A 26,600-nucleotide genomic window follows, 5' to 3' on the forward strand; every position below is an offset into this window, starting at 1 on the left:
TTTGTCTTATATATGGATATGGATAATCTACTACAAGAACTCAACGGATCACAACGTGAAGCTGTTGAATATAATGACGGCCCCTCACTCGTTATAGCCGGAGCCGGATCGGGTAAGACACGTGTACTTACTTACAAAATTGCCTATTTACTACATCTGGGGCTTCCCCCGCACAATATATTATCGCTCACTTTTACCAACAAAGCGGCACGTGAAATGAAAGCGCGTGTAGGACAATTAATGGGCGAAAGTGTAGCACGCCGTTTATGGATGGGTACATTCCACTCGATATTTTCAAGAATTCTCAGAACCGAAGCCGAGAAGATTGGATTCACGTCTAATTTTACCATCTTCGATTCAGCCGATTCACGTAACCTGATAAAGACCATTATCAAAGAATATCAGTTGGATGATAAAGTGTACAAGCCCGCCCGTATACAATCGATGATATCCAATGCAAAGAATGCTTTAGTATCGCCTGTTGCCTATGCCCAAAGTAAAGAGATGCAGGAATATGATATGAAAGCTAAAGTTCCGATGGTTAAGGATATCTACAGATCGTACAATGCCCGTTTGCAGGCGTCCAACACCATGGACTTTGATGATTTGCTATATTATACCAATAGATTATTCAGAGACCACCCTGAGGTCTTAAAGAACTATCAGGATCGTTTTCAGTTTATTCTGGTAGATGAGTATCAGGATACCAACTTTGCTCAATACCTTGTAGTTAAACAATTGGCAGATGCACATCATCGTGTATGTGTGGTAGGAGACGATGCGCAAAGTATCTACTCGTTTCGTGGAGCTAATATCGATAATATTCTTAATTATAAGAGTAATTATCCCGAAGCTCGTATATTTAAACTTGAACAGAATTATCGTTCTACTCAGAATATTGTAAATGCAGCCAATAGCCTTATCAAACAAAATAAGGGGCAGATACAAAAAAATGTTTTTTCAGAAAATCAGGTAGGCGAAAAACTCGAAGTAGCCAGTGCTTTTTCGGACTTCGAAGAAGGAGTTATCGTTGCTAATAAAATACAAGACCTCCGACGACATAGAGATTCATCTTACAGCGATTTTGTAATTCTTTACAGAACCAATGCACAGTCACGTGTATTCGAAGAGTCGCTTCGTAAGAAGAATATACCGTATCGTATATATGGCGGGCTTTCGTTCTACCAGCGAAAAGAAATAAAAGATGTTATTGCCTATTTTCGTATGGTGGTCAATCCGAAAGATGAGGAAGCATTCAAACGTATCATCAATTATCCGACCCGGGGAATAGGAAATACAACAGTGGGAAAGATTGTAGATACAGCCCAGCTTCACAATCTTAGTTTATGGGAAACGATAAGTGATCCGTTAGGTCATAATCTGAATGTAAATGCTGGAACAGCTAAAAAACTAAAGGATTTTCAGATTCTGATCGATGGCTTTATAAAGGAATTACCTGTAGCTTCAGCATACGAATTAGCGACTAAAATAGTTAAAGAAAGTGGTATCGCCAGAGAAGCTTATCAAGACCAGACTCCCGAGGGGATGAGCCGTCAGGAGAACTTGCAGGAACTTTTAGGTGGTATACATGAATTTTGTGAATCGAGAGTTGAGGAAGGCGAGCAAAATATCGGATTGATTGATTTCTTATCCGAAGTTTCGCTATTGAGTGATCAGGATACCGATAAGGAAGGGGATCATGAGAAAGTAACTATGATGACCATTCATGCCTCGAAAGGACTTGAGTTTAAAAATGTGTTTGTTGTTGGATTGGAAGAAGATCTTTTCCCGTCCTCTATGACTAAATCCGAGCCCAAAGGCTTGGAAGAGGAACGTCGCTTATTTTATGTAGCCATAACCAGAGCCGAGCAGTTTTGCATGCTTACCTATGCAAAGAGTCGTTTTCGTAACGGGCAGACCAACTCCTGCAATCCTAGTCGATTCCTTAAAGATATAAATCCGGAGTACCTCAATGCCAATGCAGGTATATTGGAAGGCAGTATGAGTGGATTCTCTCAACAAATACAAGGCAGCTTCTGGGATAATGTACGTAAAAACAGAGAAGAGAAAGAGGAAATTAGACAGGTACAACTAAGAGAGGATTCGATTTTCGAAAGCCCCCAAATACCATCACGAGAGAATAAATACTCTAAGCCCAACTTTGTAAATGCCCGAACCGCCGAGCCTAAAACGCCTCTAACAAAGGATATTTATGGTATACAAGTGGGTGCGGTAATCAAGCACGAACGATTCGGAATAGGCACAGTTAGTGCTATTGAGGGTGATGCCGCGAGTCGAAAAGCGACTGTCGAATTCGAAAATGCTGGGGTAAAACAATTACTCTTAAAATTTGCCCGATTCGAGATTATCGGTTGATTATAAAGCCAACTCGTTATAAATGATGCGAGCCATATCCTCATATCCTTTTTGATTGGGGTGTACACCATCCATCGTAAAAACGCCTCTATTTGTGTGTACATCTGTTGGCGGAACCCAATATGGTTCTTTTGAAAAGTCCCAGTCACATAAGTTATAGAAGTCTATGCAATGAACCTTATATTTATTGCAACATTCAACAACTGCATCTCTTTTGCGGAGCCAATTGTCTGATCTCGAAAATTTATTGAATCGGTTACTTCGTTTTTGAGGTAAAGTGGTACAAAATACCAGAAATGGTCTTTCGGAAGAAATATCCTCGGCACTTAACATATGAGTACTCTCATCCATGTTATAATGCTTATCGATTTTTTCTATTATATGTGCTACTGCCTGTATAAAAGTATAACCTGAATAATCTTTTGTAATGTCGGTTTCTTTGACCGGAATTTCATCTGTTGCCCCAAAAGTGCCTACTTCACCCTTTACTCCGGCATCATTTCCTCCTACTAAACAGATTATAATATCAGGCTTATAGTCAAAAATCAGCTGCAATTGTGCGTCTTTAGCTAACTGACTTGTTGTGTATCCGGGAAAGCCTCCCGCATATACTTCGGCCCCGGTTAATTCTTCAAGTGCCGATTTATAGCACGGATACTCGGACGAAGAAATACTGTCGCCATATAAAAGAATCTTTTTTCCTTTTAATGGGATCTTCATGTTTTTACGGTATACTTTTAATTGATTGATATCTTTGCTCTTATGCCCATAGTTACAACTCGGTGCAGAGAATATAAACATCAGCAAGATTATTGTAAACCTGACTACCGGAAATAGGTTATTAGACTTAGATAATATCATAAGATAGGTTCTCTAAAATTAGTAGGCAGACCTCATAAAAAAGAAAGTCACCTTTAAATTAAAGTTGACTTTCTTTTTTATAGTAGTAACGTTTTTATTTAAGCTTCGCTATCATCAGCGTCTTCATTTACAGGAGCTATCAGCTTGTAACCTTTTCCGTGAATATTGATAATTTCAATTTCAGGATCAGCTTTTAACAGCTTTCTAAGCTTAGTAATATAAACATCCATACTTCTGGCATTAAAGTAGTTATCATCTACCCATATTTGTTTTAAAGCATGGTTACGTTCCAAAATATCATTAGCATGAGCACAAAGTAATCCTAAAAGTTCCGATTCCTTTGTTGTCAATTTGGTACTCTCTCCACTAATGGTTAGGATTTGTTTTTGAGTATCAAAAACCATTTTACCAAATTGATATACTTGACGATCTTTACCTTTTTTGCCTTTTACTCTTCTGAATATAGCTTCGATACGAAGCACCAATTCTTCCATACTAAAAGGTTTGGTAATATAGTCATCAGCTCCGGCTTTAAAGCCATCCAAGATATCATCCTTCATATTTTTAGCTGTTAAAAATATAATTGGAATATCCGGATTGATTGCTCTAATTTCTTTTACCAATGTTATTCCGTCTTTCTTGGGCATCATTACGTCTAAAACACATAAATCGTATTTTTCTTTAACAAAACCCTTATACCCGGCTTCTCCGTCCGGATATAAATCTGTGTCGAATCCTTTAGCTTGGAGGTACTCTCTGAGTAACATTCCTAGGTTCTCGTCATCTTCACATAAAAACAATTTCAACTTCTCTTCCATAATATCTCTACTTTATATTGAATAAACTTATAATAAATTTGGTTCCTTGTCCCAATTCACTTTCTACTTTAATAGTTCCTTTATGGTCTTCAACTATTTTCTTAACATAAGCCAGACCTAATCCAAAACCTTTTACATCGTGTAGGTTTCCGGTAGACACTCTAAAGAAGCGTTCAAAAATCTTTTTAGCATCTTCTTTTTTTATACCTATTCCATTATCTTCAACACTTATATATATCTTATTGTTTTGATTCCATGTCCTTATCATCAATTCTAAGGTCACATCTTCGCGTCTATATTTAAGTGCATTATCTAACAAATTAAATAAAACATTTGTAAAGTGCATTTCATCTGCACTTATTAATGTGTCATTTGCTTCGAGATCAATATCAATTTTTCCTCCGAATTTTTCAACCTTAAGCTGAAAAGTGTTCGCTACATTTACGATTACATCATTTGCATCTAACTCTTTGAATTTCAGCGTTGCCTTTTGTTTCTCGAAAAGAGACATCTGCAAAACCTTTTCTACCTGAAAACTCAGACGTTTAGTTTCATCATTTATAACACTTGATATGTGTTTAAATATTTCCGGTGACTTCATTATTCCCGGATCTTTTAGCATCTGGGCAGCCAGAGAAATTGTCGACACAGGAGTCTTCAACTCGTGAGTCATGTTATTCATAAAGTCGCTCTTCATTTCCGACAAACGCTTTTGTCTGAATATTAAATAGATTGATATTATAAATGTCACTAAAAGAATTAATGTAAATACAAAAGCCGGTACTATAAACGAAATCTCATCACTAAAAAGATAATCTTTCTTTGTAGGAAAAGACACCCTCAGGTAGTTTAACTTATCAATCGGGTCATTAGGATATAATACCTGAGTATATAATGCATTCTTATCAGGCTCTCCATAATTCTCCTGTTTATATACAGGTTTATCATTTTTATCTACAATTTCGAACCGAAATGGTAAATCGATACCATTGTATCGGAGTTCGTCTTTTATATTATCGTTTAATGTTTTATAATTTAATTTTTCATCCAGAGGAACTGTACTTGATGTTTGAATTAATTTATAGATCACATTATCTAATAACTGTCTTTGATAATCGTAACGTTGCTTAAATAATTCTTGTATATTAAACGATGCCTGTGCTAAAGCATTTGCTCCTCCACGCGAAGCATTGTTGCTCTTTGGCGATTTTATACTGGTCGTTTGAGAAATATTATACTCCATATTCATGATCGGAGCACCCGTAGGGTCAGTAATTTGTATTTGCTGAGTATGTGTTACGGTTTTTTCTCCTCCTAATGGATCTTTATACCCATTTTTATTCTGAAAATCAATAATTTCCTGATCCAGATATTTTTTAGTCTGATCCAGTTCTAAATTTTTAGATACTTGGTAAAGGCTTCTGCTTACTGCCTCTTCAAACTGATCATTCCTCATTTTAAGGGAGATACGGAAATAACTAATCTGCAAGTACAGTAGACCGAAAAAGGTGAAAGCCATCACCCCTGCGAGTAACCATATCGTTGATTTTTTCATTTTCTTTTATTTTCCATATACATTATAACCGAGCAATTATCAAGTACCTATGATATCTTAAAACAAAGATAATCTATTTTTGTTTAACATTTAGACTTAAAAATCGAAGATCTCTTTTTTTTTATTTTATTAAAAATCTTAGACAAAAATAAAGAAAATAAATAGAATTCATCTATAAAACCTCATCAAAGTCTATTAATATAGAACGCAGACGATTCATCTACTACTCTGTAAGAGTAAATCGAAGACTTATTCCGAAATTAGTATTGGATGTTGGGTAGGAACTTGATGATATTAGTGGTGAATTTACAACACGATCGTAGAAAGCCCGTAGTAATAAGGCTCTGCTTAATGTGTATTCGGCCGATAGTTTGAGTGTCAATATCGTACTACCGCTTGTAGCATCAGTAAATCCTTCGTCTATCCGGCGTATCAAAGCATGATTTGTTCTTCTGGAGATATCGGCTGTCACATTTAAATCATTATTAAATCCTCTGTCGTTTTTAATCGGCAGTCCGATCAATTTATTAAATTCGTTAATACGATACCCTGCACCCAAAACAAAATCCTTTTGGAGTGTCTCTACAATTTGGAATGACGTTATGCTGAGGTTCAACATTCTGGAATAATTATATCGTGCTTTCAAAGTCAGATTATTAGTCATAGTACCTTCCGCTCCCAGTAGTGGATTGAACTGTTCGATAAGGTTAACAGAAGATATGTCGTATGCCGAGGTTGGAAGAGGCATAGCTACATCATCCAGACTCTTTATGAATCCTATATTATCACCGGCTTCAATCCAAGTTAGGAACGACGAATATGATCCGACACTGTATTGAGCTGTATAGGCGTGTGATAGAATAAAATTCTTGAACTTATCTTTAAACCAAGGTAAGGTTGTCAGCCCATCGTAATTTACTCGCCAGTTAGGCAACATCGACAATAATTTCGGGAATGCAGTCAAAGCAATATTATTGGCACTACCTCCACTTGTATAGGCTGAAAGAAATGCAGGAATCAGAACATCCGGTGAATTTGGATTCACAACTCCATTGGCTGGATCAAATAACTTATTACCTAATCCTGCCTCAGCAATAAAACCTACATTAGGATAATAAACACCCGAATATTTATCCGTCAATCGTTTTGCTATAATATCCCTGTTTTTTAAGAACTTACTAAATGATGCTGATTTATAGTTATTTCCAATATTACTACTTTCGAAACTCGATCCAATGGCAATTGTACTCATCGTAAAGCTACCTCCAAATATTTTTGTGACATTAGCCTGAGTATCGTACTGGAATGTGGTCCGGTCATTTTTTTCATGCAAAGCAGTCAGCCTGACTTTCAATCCGCGTATAGGTTCTATCTGGGCTTCGAAATCGAATTTACTAATTGAATTATATACCGCAGGACTTATGCTCATTTCATTCAACACCAGCCAGTCATTACGAAGCGATTTATCGATATACTGTTCACCACCGTCGAACCCAAAAGCAAACCCAACACCGGGGGTCATTCCATATTCGGTTTGTTTTTGTCCAAAGACATCTCCAATACCCGGTCGGAAGCCTCCGATGGCTGTTTCTTCACGAGTAGAGTAATTAAATGAGACTGATCTTACTGACATTAATCCCCGAGCTGTATACTGGGCTATTTTATATAAAGTGGTCTCTTCCTGATCTCCTTTTTCTACAATATTGATTTTTATTTGTGCCGTATCCTTCGTTGTGATACGTATGGTATTTTCGTCAATACGCTTATATTTGACTTTAAACAACTTAGTACCTTGTCTGGCTACAAGCTGAATATTCTTCGTATTCATCCCATGCTTCACGATGGTTGCAGAATCGGTATTTAATCGAACCTCCTGCTCGAAACGTTTCTTTCGGTTCTCCGAAGGGCGTCTCTCTCTTTGGGCATTCTGACGACGACGGTTAATATCGAATTTATCATTTACTTTCTTCAAGAAAGGAGATCTATTGTATAGTGATGTAAGATCTAACCTATTATTGAATGTCAAGGTCAGATTATTAGTTATGGTATTTCCTACCTCTACAGTAGTATCTATAACCGCTCCTCGATCCCAAGTATAGCCACTGTCGTAATTGGCCGATGAACTGATCCAGTCTAAAAACGGTATGTTATTTAGCGGCAATGCATATGTTACCCTGGCAGTCTGTCTGTATGCCAGCGGGTCTCCCAGATTACGTATGCTTCGCAAAACATCATCTCGCCAAAGCTCATAATCATCTCTATTCAACTTTTTATTCACCTGCAAAAAAGGCTCTTCTATTTCGGCTCGGGTACCTGTTTGAATACTTATTTTTAAGTTTCTTAATAGATCCCAATTAATACTAAAGTCTCGATCCCAATAAAAGTTCTGGCTCCAAGTCAAAAATAAGTTATCATTGGTACTGCCTCCTCCTAAAATATATCCATCTAAATCCCGCACGAGTGTTTCTGTGTAAAAACGTGTCATATACGAATTGAAAGATATATTGCTCGGCAAATAATTTATCCCCAGAGACTTCGGGTATTTAGCCAATGGTGCTTTGCTTTGCATGCTCTTAAACGGAGCCCAAGTCTTCATCGAAGGTGAGTATGAATAGTTTAAGCTTGCTTTGTAATTCTTCGTCTGATCGTAAACTGTAGTCGGATTCTTCACTTCGGTCTGACTATATGCGTAGCCGAAAGTAAAGTTTGCAGGGTCATAAGGCATTGGAGTCTTACTCTGAATATTTACTTTCATATTGGTTAAGCTCAGATTCTTCGTCGTAGTTCGATCCTGAGCTAAACTTTTTATTGAATCTTTTTCGGCTCTTGTTTCTACAATGCTCAACGATTCTTTCAAAGTCACATCCTGATCCAACGGATCATATTTAGGTGTAGTAGTTTGATTAGAATAAGAATAATAAAGGGGCAGGTTCACTTTTGCTTTCTCGGGTAAGAATCTTCCTAAATCGACAGTTGTAGCAATATCATACGAATAAAAATCATCTAAACGCCGTTCCATCAGGTTTTGATCGATTGAACCAAATCCGGAGGTTTCTTTTCTTCCCGAAAAAGAAATTGTTCCAACATCCGACAATGCAATGTTCAGATTGCCTTGTGCCGCCCATCCATTCTCATCGTCATAGTCAGTCAATCGCAGTTCATTCACCCACACCTCGCCTGATTTCACCGTACGCGAATTGTTACGTATACCGATCATTATTACGTTTACTTCCGAAAGACTTGGATTACCGATAACAGTTATCTTATTGGCAACCTTCTCCGGATCGTAATCCGAATATCGCTCTGTATACGAAACTTTCGACCCAACCTGTCTCTTCTCCTTATTTCTTTTAAGTTTCAGATTCTTTAAAATCTCCAAAGGAAAATCAAACATGTTATTAGTTGGCCATACGATCCGTTGGTCAGTAGGGTTATTCGTATTATAATTCCCGGCAGGAGTTATAGATAAAGGTATTTCGTATTCGTAATAATTACTTCTATAATCGGATCCTAATCTCAGAAAGACGGTCATCTCTCCATCCGCAATTGCGGGACCATCGATAAGTTCCTCTGCATGAGTAAACATTTGCAAGCGTTTGTAGCGACGAAGATCATAACTGGTCGGCTTAAATACAGCTCTGGCATCTTCCGGCTCCAGTTTTAAAACCTGCAAAGCTAGTGCTTGCTCATTCTCTTGTCTTACCTGAGGTTGACTAGGATCTAAAATACGTGTAACACCCGGAGGAAGAACATAATTAACAGGAGTTTTTGTACTGTTTTCTTCAATATTTACAGCGAAGATATTTAGTGATCCCAATCCCTGATTTATACCATCCTGAAGGGTTTGTGTGTATACTCGCCAATCACCTCTCACTAAATCGAGTGTACCGAACCTCAAATACGTAGTTTGTTTGAATCCGGTAAGAAACATACGCATAAAACGTATTGAAGTAAAATCTTTAATATTTCCTACTACTTCTTTTTGAGGCGTACGGATAGGTACCTGAAACTGATACCATGTTATATTTCCTTTCTGTCCATTTCGTAACTCAACTTCGACCGTACGTTTATCGGAAATGAAATTTCTTCCCACCTCCATTTGATCCGGCTGTAAATGTACCTTGTATTGGTAATACCGTTCGTTCTCGTTCATGGTATTATCCTGATCCAAATCTTCTACATCCGGATGAATGGTCGCTGCCATCGAAAAACCGTTTGCACCCGAATCTCCCTCTGCAGAGTTTCCTTCGGTTCCATTAAAGTATTTATACCTTGCAATAATACCCAGTCTCTCTCTATCATAATCTGCCCCACGATAATGGTGGTACTTATCCCCTGATAAGTCGTTTAACGGCGAGAAAGGGTCTTGTAACATGGCAGCCTCTGTTGCTCCCGAAATCTTAGACCTAAAAGTTGCCAGATACTTTGCGTATGTTTCAAATTGAGCTTCTTCGGTTCTACTCAAACCGTTTAAACCCACATCTTGTTTAGCTATAGAGGCAGCTCCCCCCGAAAGGTCAAAAGCATATACAGTAGACTGCCGGGTAGGAACTTTACCCCAAACATTATAGGTATAAGCTGAGGGATCATCATCTAAAGGAAGCCCGTTTTCATAAAACTTCCGACCATCTTTTAATATGTCTTCCGAGATATCTCCCAGATTAAAATATAAATCTCCTCCATCATTTTTATACTTCGCTTGATCATTATACACAAAAGGATCCATCAGCCAAAATTGGATATACTCAATATTGGTACTTTCAAAATCTCTGTTATCTATCTTGCGGGTAATCCCTCCCCATCTTTTGTCCGGGTTTAGCAATGTACCTTCGGGAGTGATATTTGTAGCATCGAGGTTATACATACCTCTTTCCTGAGGGTAGTAAGTTAAGTTAAGAGTCGAAATAAGCGGTGGTTCATTTGCCAAAATATCCCGATTTGGATAAATTTCTGATTGCTGAATCTCCCTCACAAAATGGTTAGATAAACTATCGGCATTAATATAATCGGGTCTCAATGATGAATTTTTACGAGTAAACAGGTTATCAATTGTATACCACGACAAATGAGCTCTGTTATTGCCATACTCAATATTATCATTCAGTTTTGACTCCGGAAACATCGAGGGTGTAGAAGATAGTTTCCATGCATAAGGATTATTCAACGAAACAGTCGATTTAGCCGATTCGAAATCATCCAGATACGAGTATCCATGTAAATATTGATTTTGGTAATGCCCTCCAATCATATGAGCAAACTCGGCATTCAAAGCTATCTGAGATGGTGCTGTTGCTGTAAGGAATGGAAGTTTATCAATCAAATTGGTTAACCATTGCGATTGTGCCCGATAGGAAGTATTCAAACCCCAGATTGTATTCTTGATCGCTTCTTCACCGATACCCACTTTCATGGTCAGTGGCCTTTCGTACATATGCATAACTGTAGCACCGACTGTAAAATCTTTGGTAAATTCGTAACTCAGATTCATCCCAAGCAGGGTTTTCCTCTGCATACTGAACAAGGCTTGATTTTCGAGAGTTACATTAATAGGTGTTCCGGCATCAATGAGCGCTTGATTGAGAATGGTAACCGTTCCGGCAGAATAATCGACCGTATAATCGGCATTTTCCACTAAAGGAATTCCATTGGCGGTAACCACCACCGATCCGCGTGCAACATTCATTGCATTAAGATTTATAACCGAATTAGATGCTGATGCACGATAAGAACCACTTATCCTGAATTTATTTCTATCGGCAATTTGTATTGCTACAAATTGTGTTGAATCATATAACTGTTGATAAACAAATTGATCAGCAATAGCATCATTAGCTATTTGCTTACGGAGATGTGAACCAAAAGGCTCTACAACCGGAAATATGATCCTGCCAGTTTCGGGAAGAATTGTAAAACCCGGTAAAAAGTCAAAAATACCATCCGGATGCTGGTTTTCCTGTGCATCCAAACGATCTAAGTTCATTACTCTTAGCAAGAGTTTATTCTGTATTGCGCCTGCCGGTAAATAGTTGATGTAAGTACCTGTTGTGTCACTTAAGTAGGTAATATTCAATCGGAACTTATCCTTTTGAATCTGTCTATCTCCAAGACGGTAGACGTTTTTCATCATCAAATCCCATGCATAAGAATTGGGCGATAGTGCTACGGGTTTTACCAGTTTTATAAACAAAGCTCCCGACTTGGTTCCCTGTTGTACTTTATTGGGAATCTCACTGGCAAACTCCCCTACTCTATATGCCTGACCATTCATAGTATACTCGAAGGCTACTGCCAAAACTTCATCATCGGCCAAGGCTGATTTTAGGGATACGAACCCGAGTTGTGTATTCACCGTATATTCATTGGCATCCAATAACCTGGCACTTTCCAGCTTCTCATAATCCTGTCCGCTTACCAAGCCTGCCTGATTAGTCAGAACCTCATTTACATCACTTATATTACGAGCTTTGGCATATGTACTGTTTACAACGCTATATAAATTATTTGCCGTGTTACTGGGGAAAATAGACGAACCTTGGCTAGTCCATTTATTCTTATTCTTTATATTATCACCATGCTCTCCCATATCCACAAATCCGACTATGTTACGAGCATTATCAAAATTACCTCGTTTATTAGTCACCCATAGTTCTATACGAGTTATCAATATAGGCGAATTTACAAAGGGAAGCTTACTCATTCCGTCATCAAACTTGTCCCTAAAGTATCGGGTTAAGAAAAAGTGCTGATTTTCATCGTATTTAGATGCATCAAACTGATAATTTGTGGTTTGCACGCCACCTTTTGATCCAACTGATTGTGTTTCTGATTCCTGTTGAGAAATTACAGTATTTACTCTTAATTTTCCGAACTGCAAATCGGCACGAATACCGAATAAGGATGCACCGCCACTAATAAGCGAATTGGTAGTATTCAGAGCTACGTTTCCTGCTCCGAGGTATTTTATTATTTCATCTTCATCACCTTCATAGGCTAGCTTCAAGCGTTTTGAATCAAAGTCGAAGGTGGCTTCTGTGTCATAATTTAGCCCAAAATTGACTTTATCCCCAACCGAAGCGTTGACATTCATTTGTATTTTCTGTTGAAAATCGAACATCGTACGGCTCCTGTTTTTGAGAGCTAAAGTCGGATTTTCAGTAGTTGTATGCCTTATACCTGCCGAAACTTCGGTATACCCCTGAGTTTTAAGCTGAACTCCTCCGGGACCAAAAACACGCTCCAGAGATCCGAGGTTAACTTTAATATCTTTCAGTGAGAATTCTTCCTTTTTATCTTTTTGATCGTATGCTTCAGAATTCTTAGCCCTAAAATATTGCGACATGGATTCTTTAAGTGAGTAATCCATATACTGCTGAGGATTCAGCGTAAAAGGTGTAACCCACTCACCATTGTCAATCTTTGTACGGAATAAATAGATATTATGTTTTACGTCAAACTCTACTTCTGTTTTCACATTCGACGGATCACGAAGATCAACAGGTGTCTTCTGTATAAGGTCTTCATAATTTGTGATCTGAGTTTTCCGTACCGGATAAATAGCTCCTGTATCCTGAGGTAAAGCTACTTCTGCATTTATATCCGGCAGTACATAGTCTATCCGTCCGGTAGTGCCGGAGAACAAACTTATACCACAAATAAAGAGTGATAAGAGAATAAAATATTTAAAATTCTTCTTCAACTAAATACAGCTTAAGCCCTTGATCCGGAAATTTCTCACAGTATTTTCAATGCAGCCTTTATTACTTGTTCTATTGTACTGTCTGGTTTGTCTTTCATCAGTTTCGACACTACTTTTTGAGAAGGAGCCTGATTAAAACCAAGCATCACCAGAGCGGCTATAGCCTCATTAGCAGTTTCGCTATTTATGGTGATATCGCCTTTCTCGTGATTACCCGATACTTTTATCTTATCTTTCAGGTCAACTATAACACGCTGTGCAGTTTTCAACCCAATACCTTTGACTGTTTTCAACATATCGGCATTACCTGATGATATTACAACCTCAAGTTCACTTGGACTCATCGAAGACAGAATCATACGGGCAGTGCTCGCTCCGATACCCGAAACGCTGATCAAATGCATGAACAATTCTCTTTCTTGCTTGTTTATAAAACCAAATAATTGATGTGCATCTTCACGAATTGACTCGTAAATAAATAATTTTTCATTCGCCTTATTCTCCAATGCCGAATAGGTGTTCAGAGAGATACTGATAAAGTATCCAATTCCATTAACATCCAGAGTCGCTGAAGCAGGTGTTAACTCTGCTATGTCTCCTTTTATATAATCAATCATAATTATAGTGCAGTAATTTGAAGTTTCTATCTAAATAGGTCTCAGACCTCCTTGTTTATTTAACTAGTAATATAACAACAATAGAGAGTTATGATTTTAAACGTATCATTACCTATTTTCTGTAATTTATTTAATCCATTAACATAGTCTAAATGCCGATTATACTCTACTGCTTCAAGGCAGTCGCGACTATCCCTAGTTATGCAAAAGTAACTTTATTATTGTTTATTTTCAAGTATCGCCTTAGTTAATACAGACATTAATTTGCACTTACGAAGAAAAAAGAAGAACTTTGTTTACAAATTGAATCATTATTAACAAAAGATTTACTAACTTGATAGTATACATGTATGAGAAAAACCTTTATTTTAATTTTATTTATAGCAATTATGACAGCTAATATTAATTCTCAAAATCCTTTTTTTTCGACATATAAGACACCTCATGGAACGACTCCTTTTGACAAAATCAAAAACAAGCACTATGAGCCTGCATTTGAAAAAGGGATAAAAGAACAAGAGGTTGAGATCGACCAAATTGTTAATAATCCCGATCTTCCAACATTTGCAAATACAATTGAGGCTTATGAGAAATCAGGCGAACTATTGTCGAATGTAGGTTCGGTATTCTTCAATCTTCTGAGCTCTGAGAGTAATGATGAGATGATGGAGATTTCGCAAAGATTATCCCCTAAGTTATCGGAACATAGTAACAATATCGGCTTAAACGAGAATCTTTTCGCTCGTGTTAAGGCTGTCTATGATAAACGAAATGATTCGGGGTTAACACCTGAGCAAATACGTTTAACAGAAAAAATCTATGAGGGATTCGAAAATAAAGGGGTTACCCTTTCAGCTCAAGACAAAGAAACCTACAGAGCGTTATCTTCTGAACTTAGCAAAGTAACTTTAGATTTCGGTCAGAATGCTTTAAAGGAAAGTAACAAATACGAAATGGTACTGACCGATGAAGCCGATTTAGCCGGATTACCTCAAAGTGTGCGTGATGCTGCTAAAGCCAAAGCGAAGCAAAAAGGCAAAGAAGGATGGGTATTTGATCTTTCGGGACCAAGCTATATTGCTTTTATGAAATATTCGGATCGCCGTGACCTACGCGAAAAACTATATCTTGCATATACTACAAAATGTGTAGCAGGCGGTGAATTTGATAATCAGGAAAATGTTAGAAAAATAGCAAACCTTCGTCTTCAAATAGCTCAACTTCTTGGATACCCTGATTATGCGACTTTCACGCTGCGAAATAAGATGGCGAAAAACGAGAAAGGTGTATTCAATCTTTTGGATAATCTATATGATGCTTTTGCAGAGAGAGCTAAAGAAGATGTTGCAGACGTTCAGAATTATGCTTCGAAATTCGAAGGCAAGCAGGTAGACCTTCAACCTTGGGATTGGGCTTATTATTCTGAAAAGCTACAAACCGAAAAGTATGATTTGAATGACGAGATGGTACGTCCATACTTCGAATTGGAAAATGTAAAGAAAGGTGTTTTCGGCTTGGCTACCGATTTGTATGGTGTTACTTTCAAAAAGAATACAGATATACCGGTATACAATCCCGAAGTAGAGGCTTTTGAAGTATTTGATGCTAACGGAAATTACATTGCTGTATTATATACAGACTTCCATCCTCGTGAAAGTAAACGTCAAGGTGCGTGGATGACCGAATACAAAGGTCAGTATAAACGTGATGGTAAAGATTCTCGTCCTCATGTATCATTGGTAATGAACTTTACCCGTCCTACCGAAACCGATCCTGCTCTATTGACTTTTGATGAGGTAGAGACTTTCTTACACGAGTTTGGACACGGTTTGCATGGTATGCTTACCGAGTGTACCTATGAAACTCTGTCAGGTACTAACGTTGCTCGTGACTTTGTTGAGTTACCTTCTCAGGTAATGGAGAACTGGTTGACAGAGAAAGAATACCTGGATAAATTTGCGGTGCATTACAAAACAGGAGAACCTATTCCTGCCAAATTAGTAAATAAACTGATCGATGCTTCTAATTTCAATGCAGGATATATGTGTTACCGCCAGTTATCGTTCGGTTATCTGGATATGGCTTGGCACACGTTAAAGAATCCATATACAGGTGATGTTAAAGATTTCGAAAAGAATGCAATGCTAAAGACGGCTCTTCTTCCTGTTGCTGACGGAACTAATATGTCGACCTCATTCGGACATATTTTCTCGGGAGGTTATGCTGCAGGATATTACAGCTACAAATGGTCGGAAGTGTTAGACGCTGATGCTTTTGCAGCTTTCAAAGAGAATGGAATTTTCAATAAAGAAACAGCAGAAGCTTTCAGAAAGAATGTACTTGAGAAAGGAAATACTGAAGATCCGATGGAATTATACGTTAAATTCAGAGGTCAGGAACCAACTATCGATGCATTATTGGAAAGAAGCGGGGTAAAAAAGAAAGCTACTCCTACAAATCCAAGCAACGTGGCAAAAGATGTTGATAAGAAGAGAAAGAAATAAATATTGACAATTTCATATACGAAAAAAGGAGAATAGCTATCAAACTATTCTCCTTTTTTATGTTTCATTTGTTTCTATTTCAATCGGTATTTCTTTTCCTTATATAGATAGTCTGCTGCAATAACATGCCCTAGTGCATCTTTTGCCAGCTCTGTGTCTAATTCAACAGGAACAAGCGTTGTATCATTTTTAACCTCAAATTGCAGAGGCTGCTTATTGGGTTGCATAATCACCACCTGATTTTCTACTCTGAAAGCGTTAATATCATGGAATTGCATGATTGCACGCCCCGGAATACTATCGGCAAGTTGAAGTATATTGCGTCCCGACATAGGAGTTTCGACTTTCATTCCGACAAAAGATAATAAAGTAGGTGCGATATCTATCTGACTTGATAACTTATCATATTTTACACCTTGTGGAACATTCGGTCCAACTATCAGAGCCGGAATACGGAATTTATTGATGGGAACTAAATTCTTTCCATAGGTGCGAGTATTGTGGTCGGCAATTACAACGAATATGGTATTCTTGAAATAATCTTCTTTTTTTGCCAGTTCAAAGAATTTACCTATTGAGAAATCGGCGTATTTGATCGCATTATGAACCGTATTTTTGGGTTGCTCATAGAGCTCTATGCGTCCGTCGGGAAATTCAAATGGGTCGTGATTTGAGCTCGAAAACATAAATGAGAAGAATGGCTTATCGCCCAAGCTCTTGAAATATTCGTTTGCTTTTGTCACCAAGTCTTCATCCGAATATCCCCATGTGCCTTTGAAGGCATAGGTGTTTCCATCTTTATCAAATACCGACTCATCGATAATATTATCAAAGCCATTCCCATTAAAGAATGATGCCATATTATCAAAATTAGCCATACCTCCATAAATAAAACTGGTATTATATCCGGCTTGTTTCAACAAAGCACCAAGTGTAAAAAAGTCGGTTTGAGCTCCACTCAATTTGACTACACTTTCTGACGGTGAGGGCAAAAATCCGGTAGCCACAGCCTCTATCCCTCGTACGCTTCGAGTTCCCGTACTATAAAGCCGACTAAATAACAAACCTTCTTTTGCCAGTTTATCCAGTTCGGGTGTGAGAGGCATTCCTCCTAAAGAACCTACAAACTCAGCTCCCAGACTTTCCTGTAAAAATATCACCAGATTATAAGGTCTGTTCATTAAGGTATCAGGCATCTGTATATGCGTCAACGGTAAATTGGGATCTGTGAAATTATCCTCCGAAACATTCATATATTTCTTCACACGAAGAATAGCTTCTTCTGGGTCCATTTTTCCGTACATTTTACTGGCGTCCACTTCATTTTTCAGGCCATAAGCTGCATAAAAGAGTGTATACGTAGAATTTAATGCCAGACAATTGGTCAGCTGATCGTTCGAGAACATTGCACTACTGGGGTTTACCGGTCTTTTGCTGGTTAGACTACCTCTGGCTCCCCAAAATAGAAAGAAACCTAACAAAGGGAACAAAAGTAATCTGTACTTATAATCTGTCGGGCGAACCTGAAATAGTTTCGCTCCTTTTTTGAAGCCGAAATAAAGGGCTACTCCCGATAAAGCGAGAACAACAATAACAGTCCAGACACGTCCTTTAAGTAACATATTGGCTACCTCTTTGGGATATATCAGATATTCGAGGAATAATTTATTGGGACGTGTATCATATTGATCTATAAAGTCGGGGCTTACGATCTCCATAAAGAAGATAAGGAACAGAAATGTAATAAAATAAATGGTCAGAAACCGGCTGGTATACTTTGCTACTTTATCGGGTAAAAAGGATAAAAGCACGGCAGGGATAAATGATAGATAGCATATAAGAATCAAATCAATTCTCAATCCAATAGGAAATATTTCCCAATAGTTATCTACTGAAATTACACGGTCTTTATACATCATGAATAGCACAAAACGACTGATTGTGGTAATCAGCAGAGCTATAAATGCAAAGTTTAGCAGAGGTTTTAAGAATTGTAGTTTCTTCATATTATTAGTGCATTATTTATTCTTTATTTTTAGTGTCAGGTCTCAGACCTTATTATTTGCATTGGACAGATAAACAGCAAGATATTGTTATCGACAAATGTCAGGGTGAATATTGTACAGGACTTATAAGTAAAGGGAATACCTGTGCAGATACTCCCTTGATTATATTATTGTAATATATAGTTGACTTTCTTACAACGCATTTTCCTTGATAAGGTATTCTGCAATTTGAACAGCATTCAAAGCTGCTCCTTTTTTTATCTGATCGCTTACCGACCAGAATGACAGCCCGTTCGGATTAGTTAGATCTTTCCGAATACGACCTACATATACCGGATCTTGCCCTGCAACATGAAGTGGCATAGGATATACATTTTTATCGGGGTTATCCTGAAGAACAATACCGTCACCTTCGCTGAAAGCTTTGCGTGCTTCGTCTATAGAAATAGGGTTCTCTGTTTCGACCCAAGTAGCTTCTGAATGAGCACGTATAACAGGAACACGTACGCAAGTTGCACTGACCTCGATATCGGAATGCATAATCTTGCGGGTTTCGTTATACATTTTCATTTCTTCTTTTGTATAACCGTTCTCGGTGAAAATATCGACCTGAGGTATTACATTATATGCCAATTGAGCTACAAATTTCTCAACAACAACCGGCTCTTTATTTACAATTTGCTTAAACTGATTTACCAATTCTTCCATAGCGGTAGCTCCTGCTCCCGATGCCGCCTGATAGGTAGCCACATGTACTCGTTTGATACGAGACAATTTTTCAATGGGCTTTAATGCAACCACAAGCTGAATTGTAGTACAGTTAGGGTTTGCAATTATATTACGAGGACGTACTTTTGCATCCTCACCGTTCACTTCGGGTACAACCAATGGAACATCATTATCCATACGGAAAGCACTCGAATTGTCGATCATTACAGTGCCGTGTTTTGTGATTGTTGGGGCAAATTCAACAGAAGCACTTCCTCCTGCCGAGACAAAAGCAATATCTATTCCCTTAAAATCGTCGTTATGCTTCAGTTCTTTCACCGTGTATTTCTTACCCTTGAAGGTATATTCTTTTCCGGCACTACGACCCGAACCAAACAAGACTAATTCATCAAACGGGAAATTGCGTTCGTCAAGAACTCTTAAAAATTCTTGTCCGACAGCACCACTTACGCCAACAATAGCAATTTTCATTTTTGTAGAGAATTTGAATAAATAATATTTCGTTTATTTACAGTGCTTCTTTACCCACAAGGACATAGAAACCCAATATGCAAATATATAAATTTTTATTCCTCTTAGTTATAAGTAACCTTAGATATTTATTTTTTTATATCAGGTACCTTTTTCTCTGTTTAGTTTATAGTAGTATATTATGCTGCTAACAATTCGAGTTTTCAGTTAAAATAAACGTTCTATTTTAACTACGCGCAATCAAAGATTACTTGTATTCCTTTTGCCCAAAGCCGCAAAAGGAATCAAAAAGGCTTTGTGCTGCGTGGCTCGCCTGCCTGACTTAAGCTTGCAGGCTAAACTAAACTTATTGCCTTACGGCACGTTTAGTTTTACGCCTGCTTCGCTTGTCAGCCAACGGCTGTGCCTCTGATGCACTGGGGCTGACGCAGGCAAATGGCTTTCGTCCGTTAGGATTCCCGACCTTGCCGGTTGCACGGGGTACCCGCAGGGCGAATGAAAGCGTTAAGAAACAAAAGGATATCAATGATAAATGTTTTTCTTTTGTTTTAGCTTTCGAGTCCGTAGCGGGTCGGGCAAAAGGCTCAGTCTTGATCTTTTGTTTCGTTTTGCATCAAGGCAAAATGAAAAACAAACATCTTTGATGTGCGTTAGAAAAAACGTTTATATAGGCAGATCAATGACCTAACTGAAACATATCCGCTAATATTTCATAGGAATGCAAGCGGTCTTCGAACTTTTCGGCATAAGTCACAAGCATAATTTCACCCACTCCGTAATCATCAGCTAAACCAATTAATTTTTCTTTCATTATTTCAGGAGTCGCAAACAGTGTTCTGCCTCTATTTATTTGAATCCGTTGAAGTTCAAATTCGGAGTATGTCATATGTTTAATATCGTCATAGACAACGGGAGCAAGCCCTCCTCCTCGTTCTAGTTGAATAAAGCGGTAATCCATTAACGCCTGCTGTTTTCTTACCACTTCTTCATCTTCGTTACAGAACGCAAATATGGCAACATTAGCTTGTGGAGTTTTCAAGTCTTCCGACGGCTTGAAGTTTTTGCGGTATGCCTGTATCACATCGGCACCTAAATGCGGATTAATAAATTGAGCATAAGACAACGCCATTCCAAAATGTGCAGCAATCATTCCACTCTCGCCGCTCGAAGTAAGCAACCAACGGTGCGGAACTGTTGGTATAGAGGGATATGCTTTTACTTTACTGTAAATGGTATCCTTTTTATCTGCATCATGAAAAAAATTATCCAGATGATAAAGTTGTTGTATAAAATCCTGCTCATCGAAACGATTACTTGGATTAAGCAATGAGGCAGTTAACCTATCGGTACCGGGTGCACGACCAATTCCCATATCTATCCGGTTAGGATATAAGGCTTCAAGCAACCTGAAATTCTCGGACATCTTCAATGCACTGTGATTGGGTAACATAATTCCTCCCGAACCAACCCGTATATTTTGGGTATGATTAGCCAGATGAGCAATCAATATTTCGGGGGAAGTTCCGGCAAGACTCTCTGCGTTATGATGTTCCGATACCCAAAAGCGGGTATACCCTAACCGATCTGTCAGTTCTGCCAATCGGGTGGTTTCGGACAAAGCCTCTGAGGCTGTTTTATTTTTATTGATGGGTGACTGATCCAGTACACTCAATTTTAATCTTCTCTCTTCCATAATCTTTAACCTTCTTTACTTCTCAGCCCTATTTGGAACTGAGGCAACTATAACAATGGTAGATTGTTATAGTTTACGTCTAATGCTATTATTACATTTATTTATTTTCCTTAAACATTTCGATTCACCCGGACAAGAGGTTGCATTACTTTATCTATCTATAAAGAATACAGAATAATATGGAAGAAAAACGAAAAACTATGCAAAGAGTGTCACTTTTGTCACTTTTGTAATGTTTTTCGAGTCTAACGTCTAATAAACAGAATGTTAACAAATATACAAAAATTACACTTTGATGAACAGAACTGTCACCTTTGTTGCCTTATTGATTACTTTATGTAACTTATGTCACCTTATTTAAGAAGTTTTTCACGACTCGTTTTCCAACCCAAATTATTATTCCTATTTTTAAGCTTTAAGTAAAGCACCACTCATTAAGATCACTTATAAATATATGCAAAATATATCAGATATAAAACGGTACCAGTTTAAAGATACTTCATTTGCCAGCTTGATGAATAAACGTATCTATAATATATTATTGATAGCTACGAAATACGATATTTTTATATTGGAAGAGGATGGACGTGTAGATGAGCAGATATTCGATGAATATACATCGTTAAACCTACGCTACCCTCCCCGATTTACCCAAGTGTCTACGGCTGAAGATGCCTTTGAGCATCTGAAAGAAAACCATTATGAGCTTGTCATCTATATGCCGAATATGGACGATGCTGATATGTTTGCAACAGCCAGAGAGATTAAACATTTACATTCGGAGATACCTTTAATCGTATTAACTGCCTTCTCTAAAGAAGTTTCAAAACGTTTTGCGACCGAAGACCTCACTTTTGCCGATTATGTTTTCAGTTGGTTGGGAAACTCCAATTTATTATTGGCAATCATCAAGTTGATAGAAGACTCGATGAACGTAGAGCATGATACCCAAATGGTAGGGGTACAAATCATACTCTTGGTTGAAGACTCTATCCGTTTTTATTCATCAGCTTTATCAGCTCTATTCAAAATTGTACTGAAAGAATCTCGCGAGTTCTCGAAAGAAGCGCTTAACGAACATCAAAAGATGCTTCGGATGAGAGGCAGACCCAAAATTCTTCTTGCCCGCAGCTATGAAGAAGCTGCTGTTATATACAAACAATACAAGGATAACATATTGGGGATAGTTACCGACATGAGCTATATGCATGGCGGGATCAAAGAAAAGCTTGCCGGTTATAATCTGGCAAAATGGATAAAGACACAGGACAGATTCTTACCCATTATATTCAATTCATCAGAGGAAAGCAACAAAGTATATGCCGATGAGCTTGCGTGCAGTTTCATTGATAAGAACTCAAAAAGCTACCCTCTTGATCTTCGGACTCAAATTGTTGAACAGTTTGGTTTTGGTGATTTTATTATAATAGATCCGGATACTAAAGAAGAGATTGTGCGGATAAAAAACCTGAAAGATTTACAGAAATCGATATTAACAATTCCTGATAAATCACTGGCTTACCACATGTCTCATAATCATTTCTCGCGGTTTCTCTACTCCAGAGCCATGTTCCCCATTGCAGAGACTCTTAAGAAAATTGATGTTGATGATCTTTCGAATATAGATGAGGCTCGAAAAATCATTTATGATACTATAGTTGAATACCGTAGAATGAAGAATTCGGGTATAATTGCAGTTTTTGAAAAAGACCGCTTCGATGAATTTTCGAATTTTGCACGTATAGGTAACGGATCATTAGGGGGTAAAGGGAGAGGTCTTGCCTTTCTGGGGAATATCGTAAAGACTAATTTCGAACTGAATGAGAATCCAAATTTCCCCGTTTTACTGCCTAAAACGGTTGTACTCTGTACCGATATTTTTGATGACTTCATGGAGTCTAATAATCTGTACCCCATAGCTCTGTCAGATAAGAGTGATGAGGAAATTCTTCAGCACTTTCTAGATGCCGATCTGCCGGAAAGTCTGGATGATGATTTCTTAACCTTTTTCGAGGCGGTTAAATCACCTTTAGCTATACGTTCTTCGAGCTTACTTGAGGATTCGTATTACCAACCTTTCGCAGGCATATACTCTACTTATATGGTGCCTGCTTTGGAAGATAAGCATAAAATGATACAACTGGTCAAGGCTGCCGTAAAGTCGGTTTATGCCTCTGTATTTTATGCCGACAGCAAGGCTTATATGACAGCCACCCAAAATGTGATTGATCAGGAAAAAATGGGAATTGTTTTACAGGAAGTTGTAGGAAGCAGGTACGGAGACCGTTTCTACCCAACAATGTCGGGAGTTACACGATCTCTTAATTTCTACCCTATCGGTCACGAGAAAGCCGAAGAAGGGATTGTAAATATCGCACTAGGACTAGGCAAGTACATTGTTGATGGGGGTACGACACTTCGGTTTTCGCCTTACCACCCGAATAACATTCTGCAACTAAGCTCGGTAGACTTTGCCTTGCGAGAAACTCAAAGGCAGTTTTATGCACTTGACATGAAGGATATTACACAGGAATTCTCTATCAATGATGGTTTTAACTTACTGAAATTGAATGTAAATGATGCCATAGCCGATGACTCGCTACGATTTATCGTTTCGACTTTCGACCCTATCGACCAAACTATATACGAGGGGTTTTATGAAGGGGGACGTAAGATTATCTCATTTGCCAATATTCTTCAACACGAATTATTCCCATTATCAAGCGTGCTTCAAAAAGTTCTGAAAATTACACAATTCGAAATGGGGAGGGCTGTAGAGATTGAATTTGCGGTTAACCTGAAAAGTAAAGATGAGGCAACTTTCTACCTACTTCAAATCAGACCGATTGTTCAGAATAAAGAAGTCTTAAATGAAGACCTTACAAAAATACCTGTAGAAGATACTATTCTGACTTCCAATAATGCATTGGGCAACGGAATTATCGACGATGTATGCGATATTGTATATATCAAAACCGAAAACTTCAATGCTTCGAACAATCAGTTATTAGCTTACGAGATTGAAAAGCTGAATAAGCGATTTACAGAGGAAGACAGAAGTTATATTCTGGTTGGACCCGGAAGATGGGGAAGCAGCGATTCATGGTTGGGAATTCCCGTAAAATGGCCTCATATAAGCAATGCACGACTCTTAGTTGAATCGGGATTAGAAAACTACCGGATAGAACCCAGCCAAGGCACGCACTTTTTTCAGAATCTGACCTCTTTTGGTGTGGGATATTTTACGATTAACTCTTATCTTCAAGAAGAGGGTACTTTTGATGAAGCATTTCTTAATAGCCAGCCGGCACTATACGAATCGGATGCAATTCGCCATGTACGATTTTCAAAACCTTTAGTCATAAAGATTAATGGTAAGAAAAAATATGGAGTAGTACTAAAAGATTAATACAAAAAGAGCCATTAACAAATGGCTCTTTTTATTTTAAGTAAAAGAAAATATTTAATGACTAATTTTAAAAGCATAACAGCCTGTCGCTGTTTTGCTTGCCAAAGCAATAAATAGTTCTGCGAACTTAATATATGATGGAGGTTAATTATAGTACCCCTTGTGCCATCATGGCTTTGGCAACTTTCATAAAGCCTGCAATATTAGCACCCTTTACATAGTTTATAAAACCATCTGCATCTTTTCCATATTTAGAGCAATTCTCATGGATATCTTTCATAATAGTCTTCAATCGATTGTCGACCTCTTCTATAGACCAGCTTAAACGCTCTGAATTTTGAGACATTTCTAAACCGGAAACCGAAACACCTCCTGCATTAGCAGCTTTACCGGGTGCATATAATATTTTAGCATCTAAAAATACATTTACAGCTTCAGGAGTAGAAGGCATATTAGCCCCTTCTGATACGGCAAAGACACCATTAGCTACAAGTAATTTTGCATCATCACCATTCAACTCATTTTGAGTAGCCGAAGGTAATGCAATATCTGCTACTTCACCCCAAGGACGACCACCTGCAACAAATTTACAGTTATATTTTTCAGCATATTCCTTGATACGTCCTCTGTAAAGATCTTTAAGCTCTTTCACATATTCTAATTTCTCTTTAGTTATTCCCTCCGGATCATAGATATATCCATCTGAATCTGATAATGTCATTGGAATAGCACCCAATTCGATCAATTTCTCACAAGTATATTGAGCAACATTACCCGAACCCGATACTAAGCATTTTTTACCTTTAATATCGATATTTCGAGTTTTCAACATTTCAAGAAGAAAGTACACATTACCATATCCTGTAGCTTCAGGTCGAATCAATGATCCTCCAAAGGTTAAGCCTTTACCGGTAAATGTTCCTGTAAATTCACGAGCTAATTTTTTATACATACCAAACATGAAACCAACCTCACGTCCTCCAACACCAATATCTCCTGCAGGCACATCTGTATCAGGACCAATATGTCTCCATAATTCAGTTACAAATGCTTGACAAAATCTCATAATTTCGGCATTTGACTTTCCTTTAGGATTAAAGTCAGAACCACCTTTTCCTCCACCCATAGGAAGAGTTGTCAGCGAATTTTTGAACGTTTGTTCAAAAGCTAAGAACTTCAGAATAGACAAGTTCACCGATGAGTGAAAACGTATCCCTCCTTTATATGGTCCGATAGCATTACTATGTTGTACGCGATATCCCATATTCACATGTACTTTCCCCTTGTCATCAACCCAGGTTACACGGAATGAAAATATACGTTCTGGAATGCAAAGTCTTTCGATAAGATTTACTCTCTCAAATTCTGGATGCTGATTGTATACTTCTTCAATAGATTCTAAAACTTCATGTACAGCTTGGTGGTATTCGGGCTCATTTGGAAATCGACGCTTTAATTCAGATAAGGTTTGTTCTGTTTTCATTTAATAAAAATTATTCTGTTACTAATTCAAAAGATAAGTGAGATAACGAAAAGAATAAAGATAGTTTGTTTTTTACAGACTCGCAAATATAAAGTTCTGATATATTATTTTTCGATTAGCATAAAAACGTCATAAATAAAACAGAAACAATAGAAAAAAGACATTTCACCATATCGATAAAGTATTTAATTAATGGTATATATTATTACTAAATAGTTACTATAATGTGACATATTCGTAAATACACAAGCAAATAACTATGCAGATAAATCAATATGATTCGCTATCGATATTTTCAATATCAAAACATCAATAAAAAGCTATAAATATTACCCCATCTAAGAAAAATGTACTATATTTGTAGTATAAATCTACAGACAGA

13 protein-coding genes are annotated in these 26,600 nt (G+C 37.7%); 3 read left to right on the forward strand and 10 right to left on the reverse strand.

All coding sequences use genetic code 11. From position 1 onward, the window contains the following. The first annotated feature begins 18 nt into the window (after positions 1 to 18). Positions 19 to 2,376 carry an ATP-dependent helicase gene (locus G7051_RS03440; protein WP_166198570.1) on the forward strand — a complete coding sequence of 786 codons (2,358 nt, stop codon included), beginning with the start codon at positions 19 to 21 and terminating at the stop codon, positions 2,374 to 2,376. On the opposite strand, the gene G7051_RS03445 is transcribed toward G7051_RS03440, so the two are convergent. The 5 genes from G7051_RS03445 to ruvA all read right to left on the reverse strand — a co-directional run bounded on the left by G7051_RS03445 (position 2,377) and on the right by ruvA (position 13,923). After that, positions 2,377 to 3,096: a GDSL-type esterase/lipase family protein gene (locus tag G7051_RS03445; protein WP_166198572.1), complete on the reverse strand. Its 720-nt coding sequence runs from the start codon at positions 3,094 to 3,096 to the stop codon at positions 2,377 to 2,379. A 239-nt stretch (positions 3,097 to 3,335) separates the two neighbouring features. Next, complete coding sequence (locus tag G7051_RS03450) at positions 3,336 to 4,055, reverse strand: response regulator transcription factor (protein WP_166111177.1); 720 nt, start codon at positions 4,053 to 4,055, stop codon at positions 3,336 to 3,338. Between the two features lie 7 nt (positions 4,056 to 4,062). Further along, positions 4,063 to 5,610, reverse strand: coding sequence for a sensor histidine kinase KdpD (locus G7051_RS03455; RefSeq protein ID WP_166111182.1), 1,548 nt, complete (start codon positions 5,608 to 5,610; stop codon positions 4,063 to 4,065). 223 nt (positions 5,611 to 5,833) lie between these two features. After that, on the reverse strand, positions 5,834 to 13,306 hold the full coding sequence (gene sprA, locus G7051_RS03460) for a cell surface protein SprA (RefSeq protein WP_166198574.1): 7,473 nt from the start codon (positions 13,304 to 13,306) through the stop codon (positions 5,834 to 5,836). A gap of 35 nt (positions 13,307 to 13,341) precedes the next feature. Further along, positions 13,342 to 13,923 carry a Holliday junction branch migration protein RuvA gene (ruvA, locus tag G7051_RS03465; protein ID WP_166198576.1) on the reverse strand — a complete coding sequence of 194 codons (582 nt, stop codon included), beginning with the start codon at positions 13,921 to 13,923 and terminating at the stop codon, positions 13,342 to 13,344. 389 nt (positions 13,924 to 14,312) lie between these two features. On the opposite strand from ruvA, the gene G7051_RS03470 reads away from it, so the two are divergent. Further along, positions 14,313 to 16,427, forward strand: coding sequence for a M3 family metallopeptidase (locus tag G7051_RS03470; RefSeq protein ID WP_166198578.1), 2,115 nt, complete (start codon positions 14,313 to 14,315; stop codon positions 16,425 to 16,427). A gap of 74 nt (positions 16,428 to 16,501) precedes the next feature. Here G7051_RS03470 and G7051_RS03475 read toward each other — a convergent pair whose 3' ends face one another. From G7051_RS03475 to G7051_RS03490, 4 genes are all read right to left on the reverse strand, one after another. Further along, positions 16,502 to 18,433, reverse strand: coding sequence for an LTA synthase family protein (locus tag G7051_RS03475; RefSeq protein WP_166198580.1), 1,932 nt, complete (start codon positions 18,431 to 18,433; stop codon positions 16,502 to 16,504). 192 nt (positions 18,434 to 18,625) lie between these two features. After that, positions 18,626 to 19,633 carry an aspartate-semialdehyde dehydrogenase gene (locus G7051_RS03480; protein ID WP_166198582.1) on the reverse strand — a complete coding sequence of 336 codons (1,008 nt, stop codon included), beginning with the start codon at positions 19,631 to 19,633 and terminating at the stop codon, positions 18,626 to 18,628. A gap of 346 nt (positions 19,634 to 19,979) precedes the next feature. Then, positions 19,980 to 20,159, reverse strand: coding sequence for a hypothetical protein (locus tag G7051_RS03485; RefSeq protein ID WP_166198583.1), 180 nt, complete (start codon positions 20,157 to 20,159; stop codon positions 19,980 to 19,982). A 150-nt stretch (positions 20,160 to 20,309) separates the two neighbouring features. Beyond that, positions 20,310 to 21,326: an LLM class flavin-dependent oxidoreductase gene (locus G7051_RS03490; RefSeq protein ID WP_166198585.1), complete on the reverse strand. Its 1,017-nt coding sequence runs from the start codon at positions 21,324 to 21,326 to the stop codon at positions 20,310 to 20,312. 454 nt (positions 21,327 to 21,780) lie between these two features. Between G7051_RS03490 and G7051_RS03495 the strand changes: the two genes are divergently transcribed. Then, entirely contained in the window at positions 21,781 to 24,735 is a 2,955-nt protein-coding gene (locus G7051_RS03495) for a PEP/pyruvate-binding domain-containing protein (protein WP_166198587.1), read from the forward strand. A 148-nt stretch (positions 24,736 to 24,883) separates the two neighbouring features. On the opposite strand, the gene G7051_RS03500 is transcribed toward G7051_RS03495, so the two are convergent. Continuing rightward, positions 24,884 to 26,218, reverse strand: a complete 1,335-nt coding sequence (locus G7051_RS03500) for an NADP-specific glutamate dehydrogenase (RefSeq protein WP_166111206.1) — start codon at positions 26,216 to 26,218, stop codon at positions 24,884 to 24,886. Between the last annotated feature and the right edge of the window lie 382 nt (positions 26,219 to 26,600).

Source organism: Dysgonomonas sp. HDW5B (assembly GCF_011299335.1).
Classification (GTDB): Bacteria; Bacteroidota; Bacteroidia; order Bacteroidales; family Dysgonomonadaceae; genus Dysgonomonas_A.

What these genes read in the sequence shown, in the direction of transcription:
- G7051_RS03475 (WP_166198580.1), bottom strand. Translation starts at nt 18,433, where the DNA reads ATGAAGAAACTACAATTCTTAAAACCTCTGCTAAACTTTGCATTTATA.
- G7051_RS03495 (WP_166198587.1), top strand. Translation starts at nt 21,781, where the DNA reads ATGCAAAATATATCAGATATAAAACGGTACCAGTTTAAAGATACTTCA.
- G7051_RS03450 (WP_166111177.1), bottom strand. Translation starts at nt 4,055, where the DNA reads ATGGAAGAGAAGTTGAAATTGTTTTTATGTGAAGATGACGAGAACCTA.
- G7051_RS03455 (WP_166111182.1), bottom strand. Translation starts at nt 5,610, where the DNA reads ATGAAAAAATCAACGATATGGTTACTCGCAGGGGTGATGGCTTTCACC.
- G7051_RS03445 (WP_166198572.1), bottom strand. Translation starts at nt 3,096, where the DNA reads ATGAAGATCCCATTAAAAGGAAAAAAGATTCTTTTATATGGCGACAGT.
- G7051_RS03440 (WP_166198570.1), top strand. Translation starts at nt 19, where the DNA reads ATGGATAATCTACTACAAGAACTCAACGGATCACAACGTGAAGCTGTT.
- G7051_RS03500 (WP_166111206.1), bottom strand. Translation starts at nt 26,218, where the DNA reads ATGAAAACAGAACAAACCTTATCTGAATTAAAGCGTCGATTTCCAAAT.
- ruvA (WP_166198576.1), bottom strand. Translation starts at nt 13,923, where the DNA reads ATGATTGATTATATAAAAGGAGACATAGCAGAGTTAACACCTGCTTCA.
- G7051_RS03480 (WP_166198582.1), bottom strand. Translation starts at nt 19,633, where the DNA reads ATGAAAATTGCTATTGTTGGCGTAAGTGGTGCTGTCGGACAAGAATTT.
- G7051_RS03470 (WP_166198578.1), top strand. Translation starts at nt 14,313, where the DNA reads ATGACAGCTAATATTAATTCTCAAAATCCTTTTTTTTCGACATATAAG.
- G7051_RS03490 (WP_166198585.1), bottom strand. Translation starts at nt 21,326, where the DNA reads ATGGAAGAGAGAAGATTAAAATTGAGTGTACTGGATCAGTCACCCATC.